12 protein-coding genes are annotated in these 13,253 nt (G+C 57.2%); 7 read left to right on the plus strand and 5 right to left on the minus strand.

Annotated features, from left to right (window positions below; all coding sequences use genetic code 11):
- The first annotated feature begins 43 nt into the window (after positions 1–43).
- Positions 44–1,498 carry a xylulokinase gene (xylB, locus tag FFB58_RS20395; protein ID WP_138370857.1) on the plus strand — a complete coding sequence of 485 codons (1,455 nt, stop codon included), beginning with the start codon at positions 44–46 and terminating at the stop codon, positions 1,496–1,498.
- A gap of 61 nt (positions 1,499–1,559) precedes the next feature.
- Here the strand turns inward: xylB and FFB58_RS20400 are convergent, their stop codons facing one another.
- On the minus strand, positions 1,560–2,555 hold the full coding sequence (locus tag FFB58_RS20400; RefSeq protein WP_138370858.1) for an acyltransferase: 996 nt from the start codon (positions 2,553–2,555) through the stop codon (positions 1,560–1,562).
- A 183-nt stretch (positions 2,556–2,738) separates the two neighbouring features.
- On the opposite strand from FFB58_RS20400, the gene FFB58_RS20405 reads away from it, so the two are divergent.
- The 4 genes from FFB58_RS20405 to FFB58_RS20420 all read left to right on the plus strand — a co-directional run bounded on the left by FFB58_RS20405 (position 2,739) and on the right by FFB58_RS20420 (position 8,044).
- Complete coding sequence (locus FFB58_RS20405) at positions 2,739–3,041, plus strand: YsaB family lipoprotein (protein WP_138370859.1); 303 nt, start codon at positions 2,739–2,741, stop codon at positions 3,039–3,041.
- Between the two features lie 159 nt (positions 3,042–3,200).
- Positions 3,201–4,112, plus strand: coding sequence for a glycine--tRNA ligase subunit alpha (glyQ, locus tag FFB58_RS20410; protein ID WP_003860141.1), 912 nt, complete (start codon positions 3,201–3,203; stop codon positions 4,110–4,112).
- 9 nt (positions 4,113–4,121) lie between these two features.
- A complete protein-coding gene (gene glyS, locus FFB58_RS20415; RefSeq protein ID WP_138370860.1) occupies positions 4,122–6,191 on the plus strand; it encodes a glycine--tRNA ligase subunit beta in 2,070 nt (689 codons plus the stop codon).
- 233 nt (positions 6,192–6,424) lie between these two features.
- On the plus strand, positions 6,425–8,044 hold the full coding sequence (locus tag FFB58_RS20420; protein WP_138370861.1) for an ATP-binding cassette domain-containing protein: 1,620 nt from the start codon (positions 6,425–6,427) through the stop codon (positions 8,042–8,044).
- Between the two features lie 36 nt (positions 8,045–8,080).
- On the opposite strand, the gene FFB58_RS20425 is transcribed toward FFB58_RS20420, so the two are convergent.
- Positions 8,081–8,371: an HTH-type transcriptional regulator gene (locus tag FFB58_RS20425; RefSeq protein WP_039031143.1), complete on the minus strand. Its 291-nt coding sequence runs from the start codon at positions 8,369–8,371 to the stop codon at positions 8,081–8,083.
- 332 nt (positions 8,372–8,703) lie between these two features.
- On the opposite strand from FFB58_RS20425, the gene FFB58_RS20430 reads away from it, so the two are divergent.
- Positions 8,704–9,414 (plus strand): DUF3053 domain-containing protein, encoded by a 711-nt coding sequence (locus tag FFB58_RS20430; RefSeq protein ID WP_039031142.1) that lies wholly within the window; start codon positions 8,704–8,706, stop codon positions 9,412–9,414.
- Between the two features lie 269 nt (positions 9,415–9,683).
- The gene (gene cspA, locus FFB58_RS20435) at positions 9,684–9,896 is read left to right on the plus strand and encodes an RNA chaperone/antiterminator CspA (protein WP_032615822.1); all 213 of its coding nucleotides are present in this window, start codon (positions 9,684–9,686) and stop codon (positions 9,894–9,896) included.
- 55 nt (positions 9,897–9,951) lie between these two features.
- Here cspA and ghrB read toward each other — a convergent pair whose 3' ends face one another.
- The 3 genes from ghrB to FFB58_RS20450 all read right to left on the minus strand — a co-directional run bounded on the left by ghrB (position 9,952) and on the right by FFB58_RS20450 (position 13,249).
- Positions 9,952–10,926: a glyoxylate/hydroxypyruvate reductase GhrB gene (gene ghrB, locus FFB58_RS20440; protein WP_138370862.1), complete on the minus strand. Its 975-nt coding sequence runs from the start codon at positions 10,924–10,926 to the stop codon at positions 9,952–9,954.
- A gap of 27 nt (positions 10,927–10,953) precedes the next feature.
- Positions 10,954–12,234, minus strand: coding sequence for an MFS transporter (locus tag FFB58_RS20445; protein WP_039031140.1), 1,281 nt, complete (start codon positions 12,232–12,234; stop codon positions 10,954–10,956).
- Positions 12,235–12,310: 76 nt separating this feature from the next.
- Complete coding sequence (locus FFB58_RS20450; protein ID WP_039031139.1) at positions 12,311–13,249, minus strand: sugar kinase; 939 nt, start codon at positions 13,247–13,249, stop codon at positions 12,311–12,313.
- Positions 13,250–13,253 lie beyond the last annotated feature (4 nt).

Raw genomic sequence — 13,253 nt, forward strand, 5'->3', positions numbered from 1 at the left:
GCGCTTCGCTCGCCCGGCCTACATTTTTTAAGGAGCCCAGGGCATGTATATCGGGATCGATCTTGGCACGTCGGGTGTGAAAGCCATTCTGTTAAATGAACAGGGCGAGGTGCTGGCAACGCAAACAGAAAAACTGCACGTTTCACGGCCACATCCGCTCTGGTCCGAACAGGATCCTGAAGCCTGGTGGCTGGCCACGGATCGCGCCCTGAAAGCGCTGGGCGAGCAGCACTCCCTGCGCGAAGTGAAAGCGCTGGGGATTGCCGGACAAATGCATGGCGCCACGCTGCTTGACAAGGACAACCGCGTCCTGCGCCCGGCGATTCTATGGAACGATGGCCGCTGCGCTGAAGAGTGCGCCCTGCTGGAAGAGCGGGTGCCGGCCTCGCGTGAGATCACCGGCAACCTGATGATGCCGGGCTTTACCGCCCCGAAACTGCTGTGGGTCCAGCGTCATGAACCCGAGATTTTTAGCCAGGTAGCGAAGGTGCTGCTGCCAAAAGATTATTTGCGTCTGCGTATCACCGGCGAGTACGCCAGCGATATGTCCGATGCCGCAGGCACGATGTGGCTCGACGTGGCAAAACGCGACTGGAGCGAGACGATGCTCGAAGCCTGCCATCTCACCCGCGACCATATGCCCGCGCTGTTCGAAGGCTGTGAGCAGACCGGTACGCTGCTGCCGTCGGTGGCTGAACAGTGGAATATGCCCGCCGTTCCGGTCGTGGCCGGTGGCGGAGATAACGCTGCGGGCGCGGTTGGCGTGGGTATGGCCGATGCCGGACAGGCGATGCTCTCGCTGGGCACCTCCGGCGTCTATTTCGCCGTGAGCGACGGCTATCGCAGTAATCCTGACAGCGCGGTACACAGCTTCTGCCATGCGTTGCCGGGGAAATGGCATCTGATGTCGGTGATGCTCAGCGCGGCGTCCTGTCTGGACTGGGCGGCTAAGCTGACCGGGCTAGAGAGCGTGCCGGCTCTGCTCGATGCCGCACAGCAGGCCGATGAAAACGCGGGTACCCTCTGGTTCCTGCCTTATCTTTCCGGCGAGCGCACGCCGCATAACAACCCCCAGGCAAAAGGGGTATTTTTTGGCTTAACCCATCAGCACGGCCCGGCCGAACTGGCGCGCGCCGTCCTCGAAGGGGTGGGCTATGCGTTGGCCGATGGCATGGATGTGGTGCATGAGTGCGGGCTACAGCCGACCAGCATTACGCTGATTGGCGGGGGGGCACGCAGCCCTTACTGGCGGCAGATGCTCGCGGATATCAGCGGGCAGAAGCTGGATTACCGTACCGGCGGGGATGTCGGGCCTGCGCTGGGAGCTGCACGTCTGGCGCAGATTGCGATGAATCCGGGTAAGCCGCTGTCAGAGCTGTTGCCACAGCTGGCGCTGGAACAGCAGCACACCCCGGACCCCGTCAGGCATGCTCGCTATGCCGAACGTCGCGAAGTGTTCCGCAAGATCTATCAGCAGCTTCTGCCACTGATGTCGTGAAACAATCCATAAGGTTCTGTAGGCCCGGCAAGCGAAGCGCCGCCGGGCAAGCAGGCCGCATCTAACTGACAAACCTGCGCGTATCAATCCGCTGCAGCAGCATCGACAGCAGCAGGCTAACCGCCACCGTAATCGAGAAGATCCAGACGATATCTAACAGCGGCCAGCTTTTTAACTCCACGCCACGGGTGCGCAGGGCGTGGATCACCAGCGCATGAAATCCGTAGATCCCAAGCGAGTTACGTGAAATTAACCCCAGCAGCGGCAGCGGGCGTGTATTAAGCGTGTTTTTCACCAGCGTGAACAGCGCAACGGCACAGATAAAGACCATCGGACCGCAGTAGAGGTACCAGGTATCGGCGAAGGTGCCGCGCCACTGCAGTTCGTGCAGCGTACCGCGGGAGATAACGGCGACCGCGGCAATAAACAGGGCGGCGCAAAGAACATTCATCCAGCGTCTGCGGGTATCCATCATGCCCAGCGCGCGGCCCAGCATGCCGTACAGCACGTAATAAAAGGTGTCGCCGTTGATATAGAGATTGATCGGTAGCCACTCAAATCCGCCAATTTTTTGCGAGACCGTGTTGGGATTCGCCACGATGCCGATAACGATCATTAGCGCCAACAGCATTTTGCCGCTCGCGCTTTTTACCTGCAGCAGCGGGGAGAGCAGGTAAATCACGATAATGGCGAAGAAAAACCACAGGTGATAGAACACCGGTTTTTGCAGCAGGTATTTCAGCGACAGCTCGCTGTTAATGGACGTGAACAGCACGATATAGAGAAACGCCACGGTGCTGTAAAACAGCAGACAGAGGCCGATGCGTAAAAAGTGGCGCGGTTGTGCGCTCCGCTCGCCAAAAAAGAGATAGCCGGAGATCATGAAAAACAGCGGTACGCTCACACGCGAGGCAGAGTTGAGAACGTTGGCAACATCCCAGTTAACGAGGCTGATGCTCGGGGCATTAGTAATGTACCAGGTGGTGGTATGGATCATTACCACCATCAAACAGGCGATCCCCCGCAAATTATCAATCCAGTTAATTTTGTCCTGCATCCATCCCTCTGTTTACGCATTAAAAAGAGTCTGACCGTGTTATTGATTCAGACGCTCGTTGGAAAATTCTGAGTTTGCATCGTCCTGCTTGTGCCGGAACGGTGAGATTCGCAGAATGCCGGGCCATACTCTATAAAGTTTAGATGTTAAAAATAACAGCCACAGCACAGGGCGGTAATATAAATGATGATACGCGCGATGTTGCTTCTGCTTCCGGCGTTACTGGCCGGTTGCGCGGCTCAGGAGACGTCCCCGGCGCAAAAAGCGCAAACCAAAAAAGTCAATCCGGTGCGTTCGCTGGATATGGAACAGCTGTGTAAGGATCGGGCGGCGCAGCGCTACAATACCGGCGCGCAAAAGATAGACGTCACCGCCTTCGAGCAGTTTCAGGGCAGCTATGAAATGCAGGGCTTTACTGCCCGCAATGAGAGTTTCATCTGTTCTTTCGACGCAGATGGCCATTTTTTACACCTTTCGATGCGTTAATAGCGCCGCGTAACGAGCTGGCTGCGTCTGCAGGGCGCTGTCAGCTATGCTTATTTCCCAATTTTCCCTAAACAACCCCGTTTCGTACTGTATATCTTGCACTCAGCGGGTATACTGAACCCTTCCATTTAAAACCACACGTATCCAGCACGAAATCCTATGCAAAAGTTTGATACTAAGACCTTCCAGGGCCTGATCCTGACCTTACAGGATTACTGGGCTCGCCAGGGCTGCACCATCGTTCAACCATTGGACATGGAAGTGGGCGCCGGCACCTCACACCCGATGACCAGCCTGCGTGCACTGGGGCCAGAGCCGATGGCAACCGCCTATGTACAGCCATCCCGCCGCCCGACCGATGGTCGCTACGGTGAAAACCCGAACCGCTTACAGCACTACTATCAGTTCCAGGTGGTCATTAAGCCGTCTCCGGACAATATTCAGGAGCTGTACCTCGGGTCGCTGAAAGAGCTGGGTATGGATCCGACCATTCACGACATTCGTTTCGTGGAAGATAACTGGGAAAACCCGACGCTGGGTGCCTGGGGTCTGGGTTGGGAAGTGTGGCTGAACGGTATGGAAGTGACGCAGTTCACCTACTTCCAGCAGGTTGGCGGTCTTGAATGTAAACCGATCACCGGTGAAATCACCTACGGTCTGGAACGTCTGGCCATGTACATTCAGGGCGTAGACAGCGTTTACGACCTGGTCTGGAGCGACGGCCCGCTGGGTAAAACTACCTACGGCGACGTGTTCCATCAGAACGAAGTGGAACAATCCACCTATAACTTCGAATACGCGGACGTGGACTTCCTGTTCACCTGCTTCGAGCAGTACGAGAAAGAAGCCCAGCAGCTGCTGGCGCTGGAAACTCCGCTGCCGCTGCCAGCCTACGAGCGTATTCTGAAGGCCGCCCACAGCTTCAACCTGCTGGACGCCCGTAAAGCGATCTCTGTCACTGAACGTCAGCGCTACATTCTGCGTATTCGTACCCTGACCAAAGCCGTTGCAGAAGCTTACTACGCGTCCCGTGAAGCCCTTGGCTTCCCGATGTGCAACCGAAACAAATAAGAGGCGGCCATGTCTGAGAAAACTTTCCTGGTGGAAATCGGCACCGAAGAGCTGCCACCAAAAGCCCTGCGCAGCCTGGCGGAATCCTTTGCTGCGAACGTCACCGCGGAGCTGGACAATGCTGGCCTCGCACACGGCAAAATTGAATGGTTTGCTGCTCCGCGTCGTCTGGCGCTGAAAGTGGCAAATCTGGCCGCTTCCCAGCCCGATCGCGAAGTAGAAAAGCGCGGCCCGGCGATTGCCCAGGCGTTTGACGCTGAAGGTAAACCGAGCAAAGCGGCAGAAGGCTGGGCGCGTGGCTGCGGGATCACCGTTGACCAGGCCGAGCGTCTGACCACCGACAAAGGCGAATGGCTGCTCTATCGCGCCCACGTGAAAGGCGAAAGCGCAGAAGCGCTGCTGCCGAACATGATCGCCACGTCGCTGGCGAAGCTGCCAATTCCAAAACTGATGCGCTGGGGCGCAAGCGACGTGCACTTCGTGCGTCCGGTTCACACCGTGACCCTGCTGCTGGGCGATACCGTTATTCCTGCCACCATTCTGGGCGTTGCGTCCGATCGCGTGATCCGCGGCCACCGCTTTATGGGCGAGCCGGAGTTCACCATCGATAACGCCGATCAGTACCCTGAAATCCTGCTGGAACGCGGTAAAGTCATTGCTGACTACGAACAGCGTAAAGCCCGTATTAAAGCGGACGCGGAAGAAGCGGCACGTAAGATTGGCGGTAACGCTGACCTGAGCGACAGCCTGCTGGAAGAAGTCACCTCGCTGGTAGAGTGGCCAGTGGTCCTGACCGCGAAGTTCGAAGAGAAATTCCTCGCCGTTCCGGCCGAAGCGCTGGTTCACACCATGAAGGGCGACCAGAAGTACTTCCCGGTCTATGCTAACGACGGCAAGCTGCTGCCGAACTTCATCTTCGTTGCGAACATCGAATCCAAAGATCCGATCCAGATCATCTCCGGTAACGAGAAAGTGGTTCGCCCGCGTCTGGCGGATGCGGAGTTCTTCTTTAATACCGACCGTAAAAAGCGCCTGGAAGATCACCTCCCGCGCCTGCAGACCGTGCTGTTCCAGCAACAGCTGGGTACGCTGCGTGACAAGACCGATCGTATCGCGGAGCTGTCCGGCTGGATCGCCCGTGAAATCGGCGCTGACGTTAACCACGCTACCCGCGCAGGCCTGCTCTCCAAGTGCGACCTGATGACCAACATGGTGTTCGAATTTACCGACACCCAGGGTGTGATGGGCATGCACTACGCGCGTCACGATGGCGAAGCAGAAGACGTTGCCGTGGCCCTGAATGAGCAGTATCAGCCGCGCTTTGCCGGTGACGATCTGCCGTCCAACCCGGTTGCCTGTGCGGTGGCGATTGCCGATAAGATGGACACCCTGGCGGGTATCTTCGGTATCGGACAGCATCCGAAAGGCGATAAAGACCCGTTCGCGCTGCGTCGTGCTGCGCTGGGCGTGCTGCGTATCATCGTTGAGAAGAACCTGAACCTGGATCTGCAGACCCTGACTGAAGAAGCGGTGCGTCTGTACGGTGAGAAGCTGACCAACGCCAAGGTGGTGGATGACGTCATCGACTTTATGCTGGGCCGTTTCCGTGCCTGGTATCAGGACGAAGGCTATACCGTCGACACCATTCAGGCCGTTCTGGCGCGTCGTCCGACCCGTCCGGCAGACTTCGATGCACGTATGAAGGCGGTGTCCCACTTCCGTACCCTGGAAGCGGCATCGGCGCTGGCTGCGGCCAACAAGCGTGTCTCCAACATCCTGGCCAAGTCCGATGAGAAGCTGAACGAGCGCGTTAACGCCGCGACGCTGAAAGAGCCGGAAGAGATCGCCCTGGCGATGCAGGTTGTGGTGCTGCGCGACAAGCTGGAGCCGGTCTTCGCGGAAGGTCGCTACCAGGAAGCGCTGGTGGAACTGGCCGAGCTGCGTGATGTTATCGACGCCTTCTTCGAGAAAGTGATGGTAAACGTAGAGGATAAAGATCTGCGTATTAACCGTCTCTCCATGCTCGAAAAACTGCGCGAGCTGTTCCTGCGCGTGGCGGATATTTCGCTGCTGCAGTAAGGTGCGAATGCCCGGCGGCGCTATGCCTGCACGGGCCTACAGATGCTAAAACCCGCTTCGGCGGGTTTTTTTATGGTTGAAACGGTCAATAAAAAACCGTTATTCTGGTCCCCGTTAACTTTCTCCCCCTGGAGCGCCCCCCAAAAATGAACAACCACGACTGATGAATTTCGATCCTTGCTAAACGCCACCGCGTCGGCAGGGGATGTTTTTGATTTCATTCAGGAGTGCTTATGGCTCATTTTGCGCAGTCCCCTTCTTTTATTTTGCATCAGGTCACCTGCCAGTTTCCGACAGGCGATACCCTTTTTGGTCCGCTGAATTTATCACTTGAGCCGGCGCTGTGCGCCCTGGTGGGCCGTAACGGCAGCGGCAAGACCCGTCTCCTGCGTCTGCTGGCCAGTCTGGACACACCCGCCAGCGGCCATATCGAACGCTTCGGCACGCACAGCTATGTGGCGCAACAGCACGATATCTCCCCGCACACCACGCTGGCGCAACTGCTTGGCTACGAGGCTATCTTCGCGGCCCGCAAACGCATCGACAGCGGGGAGTATCTGCCCGAGGATCTGGAGTGTCTGGACGGTTACTGGGACTTAGCCGAACGGCTGAGCGAGGCATTTATCAGGGCCGGGCTTCCGGCGTTTGAGCCCGACAGGCTGGCCTCTGAACTGAGCGGCGGCGAGCGGGTTCGCGCCCTGCTGTGCGGCGCGTTTACGGCGAACGCGGATTATCTTTTGCTGGATGAGCCCACCAACCACCTCGACCGGCAGGGGCGGGCGTGGTTTTACGCCCAGCTTGCCCGGCAGACCGGCGGCGTGCTGATCGCGTCACACGATCGTGAGTTGCTGACTCAGGTGCCGCGCATTCTGGAACTCAGCGCGTCCGGTTTGCACAGCTACGGCGGAAACTACGCGGACTATCAGCGCCAGCGGAATGCGGAGCAGCAGGCCGCCCGCGCGGCGCTGGAGCATGCAACGACCGAGCGTAAACGCACCCGCGCACGTCAGCAAAAGGAGCATGACGACAGCCTGCGCCGTTCGGCGAAAACCCTGCGTACGGTCGATACGCTCAATATCGCCTCCTTTGAGCGCGTCAAATATAAAGGGGCGGCAAAGGAGCGCCCGGGCGCATGGCGCAAACAGCATCATGATCAGCAGGATGCGCTGAACGCGGCGGTTAACCAGGCGCGGGATCGGGTGGAGGAGGATAACCCGGTGATGTTTACTCTGCCGGGCAGCCAGATAGCGGAAGGCAAGCAGGTGCTGGTGCTTGAAGAGATGGTGCTGCCGCACGTCACGATGGCGCCGCTCAACTGGCGCATGGATGGGCCGATGCGGGTGGCGTTGCGCGGGCCGAACGGCTGCGGGAAATCTACCCTGCTGAAAGCGATCCTCGGCGAGTGCCAGCCCATCGCCGGTTCCTGCCGGGTGTCGGTCAACGTGGCGTACCTCGACCAGCATTTATCCCAGCTGGATCTGACGCAATCCATTATCTCCCATCTCAGTCTGCATAACACGCCGCTGGAGGAGGGGGTACTGCGCAGTCGCCTGGCTCAGCTGCAGCTGGGTGCCGATCGGGTTACGCTTCCGCTCTCAGCGCTCAGCGGCGGCGAGCGCTTGAAAGCGGCGCTGGCCTGCGTGCTGTGGCGGGAAGAGGCGACGCAGCTCCTGCTGCTTGATGAACCCACCAATCACCTGGATCTGGCCTCCACAACGGCTATCGAGGCGGCGCTGGCAGGCTTTGCAGGCGCACTGCTGGTGGTGTCCCATGACGAGGCTTTTCTGGATGGATTGAAGCTGACGCATGAACTGGTGTGGCTGGACGGGGAGTGGCGCGGTGAAAGACGGTAAACACAAACCCCCGCAAATGCGGGGGCTAAATCAAAACTATTCAGTCAACTGCTTGCGGAGTGCCGGGTTAGCCTGAATCAGACTCATCAGCTTCAGCTCGGTCATGGAGGGCTTCACTCTTTTCGATTCCCACTCCTGAACCATCGCTACGCTGACACCCATTGCTCGGGCGAAATCATCAGTTTTCATCCCTGTCCCTTTGCGTAAGCGCTCAAATTCCGTAAAGGGGTTAGACTTTTGCTTAAGGGCAACCGTCTGCGGTACATCTTTAAAAACAATCTGCTCCAGACTGCTTAACAGATCGAACATAGGATCTTTTAATTCCATTGAGAACTCCTCTTAAATCACACTGCGGGATCGTGAACATAGAGAGCAATTTAAGAATAGTCGCTAAAACTCACAGGAGATCGTAACGTGCGTGATTAATTGTCAGAGATACGTTTCGCTGGCGGGTTTTTCGAAGCGATTAACTATGCTAATGACTTGATTATTCAGTAGCGCCATAGCACCAGGTATTTTTTTGTAAATCGTAAGAATTTATATGGCAATAGTCGTTTTACATGAAAAGAGTATCTTGCCGGCCTGACCTGGACTATTCTTGTCACCGTTGGGCACGCGTGTGCCGGTGTGCGCTTTTTTGGGTGAAAGGAGTAATAACAATGGCGACAGGAAAGCCCTGCTCTCGCTGGTTTGCGCCGCTTGCGGCGTTGTTAATGGTAGTGAGCCTGAGTGGGTGTTTCGATAAGGAAGGCGATCAACGCAAAGCGTTTATCGATTTCCTGCAAAATACTGCGATGCGCAGCGGCGAGCGTTTGCCAACGTTGACTGCGGATCAGAAAAAACAGTTTGGTCCCTTCGTTTCCGACTATGCGATTCTGTATGGCTATTCACAGCAGGTGAATCAGGCGATGGACGCCGGTCTGCGTCCGGTGGTGGACAGCGTGAATGCGATTCGCGTGCCGCAGGATTATGTGACCCAGCGTGAGCCGCTGAGCCAGTCAAACGGCGCACTGGGTGTGCTGGGCCAGCAGCTGCAAAACGCCAAAATGCAGGCTGATGGTGCGCACTCTGCGCTGAAGCAGGGTGACGATCTGAAACCTGTGTTCGACAAAGTGTATGACAAGGTCGTGACCAAACCTGCCGATGCGTTGCAGCCGCTCATTCCGGCCGCGCAGATCTTCACGCAGCAGCTGGTGCAGGTGGCGGACTTTATTTCGCAGCAAGGCACCCAGGTGAGCTTTGTCTCTAACGGCATTCAGTTCCCGACCTCGCAGCAGGCCAGCCAGTACAATGCGCTGATTGGGCCGCTGGCAGCGCAGCACCAGGCGTTCAGCCAGGCGTGGGGCGCGGCGATGGCCGCCACGGAATAACGTCAGACGTCCAGATTGCATAAATAAAAACCCCGCTGAAAAGCGGGTTTTTTATCTTCTCAGAAAATAAAGCTTGTCTTTGATCCGCTAACTATGTCTTAATACACCCCGTCGGTTTGTTACACAGACCTAAAGCAGTTTAGTAAAGCAGTCCAGATGCGTTATCCTTAGATACCCTTCGTAGTGACCCTTCCTTCATCGCTTAAAAATCTGTAACACATTCCATCATCGCGCCGGAAGGCAAAACAAATTTTTAAAAGGTAATCTCTATGTCTGGTAAAATGACTGGTCTGGTAAAATGGTTCAACGCTGATAAAGGTTTCGGCTTCATCACTCCTGACGATGGCTCAAAAGACGTGTTCGTACACTTCTCTGCTATCCAGAACGATGGCTACAAATCTCTGGACGAAGGTCAGAAAGTTTCCTTCACCATCGAAAGCGGCGCTAAAGGCCCAGCAGCTGGTAACGTTGTAAGCCTGTAAGCTTCCAACTCAGCTAAAAGAATTTAAAAACCCGCCTCTGGCGGGTTTTTTTCGTTTAGGGTTTTGCCTGCGGATTGACGCAGTTTTTATCGACCTTGCCCTGCAGGGCGTCGATCAGGTTATCCACCGCACAGGCCGCCATGTTGTAGCGTGTTTCGTGCGTGGCAGAGCCAATGTGCGGCAGCGCCACTACGTTAGGCATCTTCAGCAGCTCTGAGCTGGCCGGCAGCGGCTCCTGCTCGAACACGTCCAGCCCCGCGGCGTGGATCTCGCCGTTTTTCAGCGCCGCAATCAGCGCCTGCTCATCCACTACCGGCCCGCGTCCCGCATTAATAAAGATGGCGGACTTCTTCATCTTCTCAAACTGCGCTTTGCCGATCATATGGTGCGTTTCATCTGTCAGCGGCAGGATCAGGCAGACAAAGTCAGATTCCTGCAACAGGGTATCCAGGTCACAGTGGCGTGCGTTGAAGCGTTCCTCGGCTTCTTTATGCTGGCGGCGCGCGTTATACAGAATCGGCATGTTGAAACCGAAGTGGGCGCGCTGGGCCAGCGCCAGGCCGATGCGGCCCATGCCAACGATACCCAGCGTTTTGCCATGCACGTCGGTGCCGAACCAGTCCGGACCGATGCTTTTGGTCCACTCCCCGGCTTTAACGCGCTCGGCCACTTCCACCATGCGACGCGCGGTGCTGAGCACCAGCGCCATCAGCGTATCCGCCACGGTTTCGGTGAGTACGGTTGGCGTATGCATCAGCACGACATTGCGGGCATTCAGCGCATCGACGTCGAAGTTGTCATAGCCCACCGAAATGGTTGAGGTTGCACGCAGCGCAGGCATCTTCTCCAGCAGCGCGGCATCCACTTTTTCGCTGGAGCCGAGCAGCCCGACAGCACCGGCGAACGCCTCAGCATGCTGCTGCACCGTCTCCGGGCTCAGGTTGTTGACCCGGGTTACGGTGAAATGATCTTCAAGGCGCTGCTGTAACGCGTCAGGCAGGGCTTTATACAAAATGACGGACGGCTTCATGCTAATCTCCGTTGATTTTAAAAGGGTTCAGGCGTGGCGTGCGCCGACGGGAATGTTTTGATTATTAGCAGGCTTAACAATCAAAGTAAGCCACACTGAGGCAAAAAGCGCCACCCCCATAAAGATGTACGAGGCCGACGGGCCGCCGGTCACACCGTTCAGATACCCCACGAACCATGAACCAAAGAATGAACCCAGCGCACCCATGCTGTTGATCAGCGCCATTGCGCCACCCGCCACGTTACGCGGCAGCATTTCCGGAATGATGGCAAAGAACGGACCGTACGGGGCATACATGGCGGCACCGGCGATCACCAGCAGGGTGTAAGAGATCCAGAAGTGGTTTGCGCCCACCGCCCAGGAACCAATAAAGGCACAGGCAGCAATCAGCAGCAGCGGCCAGACGAAGAGCTTGCGGTTTTGCAGTTTATCCGACGCCCAGGAGACCACAATCATGGCGATGGTTGCCGCCAGATACGGCACGGAAGAGAGCCAGCCCACCTCGACCATGCCGAGGTTATCGCCCGCGCTACGGATGATGGACGGCAGCCACAGCACAAAACCGTAAACCCCGATGCTCCAGGTGAAGTACTGCATGCACAGCAGCACCACGTTGCGGGAGCGGAAGGCTTCGCCGTAGTTACGTACCGCTTTCAGACCCTGCTGCTCTTTATCCAGCTGCGCCTGCAGGGCCGCTTTTTCATCTTCCGAAAGCCATTTGGCCTGGGCCGGTTTGTCTTTGACCAGCACCCACCAGCAGAAAGCCCAGATCACCGCCGGAACGCCTTCAATAATGAACATCTCGCGCCAGCCGAAGGACTGGATCAGATACCCGGAGACCACCGACATCCACAGTACCGTGACCGGGTTGCCGAGAATAAGGAAAGTATTGGCACGCGAGCGTTCGGATTTGGTAAACCAGTTGCTGATGTAGATCAGCATCGCCGGCATTACCGCCGCTTCCACCACGCCGAGAATAAAGCGAATGGCCGCCAGCGCCGGGATGTTATTCACCACCCCGGTGAGTGACGCACAGGCACCCCAGAGGATCAGGCAGATGAAGATCAGTTTGCGCACGCTGCGGCGTTCGGCATAGATTGCGCCGGGGATCTGGAAAAAGAAGTAACCGAGGAAGAAGAGGGCGCCCAGCAGCGAGGAGACGCCTTTGGTGATCCCCAGGTCTTCCGTAATGCCTGCGGCAGACGCGAAGCTGAAGTTCGCACGATCAAGGTACGCCAGGCTGTACGTGATAAACACGACGGGCATGATGTACCACCAGCGTTTTACTGCGTTTGTTGCACTGTTCATAGGCTTGCCTCTGTGGTTGAGGAAATGACCGCCGCTGTCTGTAGGGTACAGGGTGGCTTAATTATGTTGCGGGGATTTATTCCCCTAACTGTTCCCGGGTGGGTAATCCTTCGCTGTCGCCCTGAACCTGAATCGCCAGCGAACCAATAACATTGCCGCGCGTCACGGCCTGATGCAGCGTTTTGCCTTCCAGCAGAGCGCTGACCACGCCCACCGCAAAGCCGTCACCCGCGCCGACGGTATCGACAACGTTCTCGACCTTCACCGCCGCCACCGCACCCTGCTCGCCGTCGGCGGTTTTATACCAGGCTCCGTCGGCCCCGGTTTTCAGGATCACGGCTTTCACGCCCTTGTTCAGATAAAAATCAGCGATCCCTTCCGGGGTTTTTTCCCCGGTCAGGATGAAGCCCTCTTTCAGTCCGGGTAACACCCAGTCGGCCTGGAAGGCGAGGTGGTTGAGCTTCTCCACCATTTCCGCTTCGCTCTTCCACAGCACCGGACGCAGGTTCGGATCGAATGAGATGGTTTTGCCCGCAGCTTTCATCGCTCCCGCCGCGCGATCGAGCAGGGCGTAAGAGCTGGTGGACAACGCCGCCGCCACGCCGCTCAGGTGCAGATGCCTTGCCGCGGTAAACCAGATCGGATTGAAATCTTCCACTGACAGATGGCTGGCAGCAGAGCCTTTGCGGAAATACTCCACAGTGGGATCGGTTCCATCCGTGACTTTCGATTTCAACTGAAAACCGGTGGGGTAACGTCCATCCAGGGTCACGCCTGCGGTGTCGATACCCTCTTTTTTCAGGGTGTCGAGCACGAACTGGCCGAAGCTGTCATTGCCGACGCGGCTCACCCAGCCTACCTTCAGGCCAAGGCGCGCCAGCCCGGTGGCAACGTTCAGTTCCGCACCCGCAACGCGCTTCATAAAGTGGTCGACTTCGCTTAAGTCGCCGGTGTTGGTCGCCACAAACATGGCCATAGCTTCACCAATGGTGATCACATCCAGAGCATTCGGCATCGCG

This window comes from Enterobacter sp. MF024, assembly GCF_005843915.1.
GTDB lineage: Bacteria > Pseudomonadota > Gammaproteobacteria > Enterobacterales > Enterobacteriaceae > Enterobacter > Enterobacter barmai.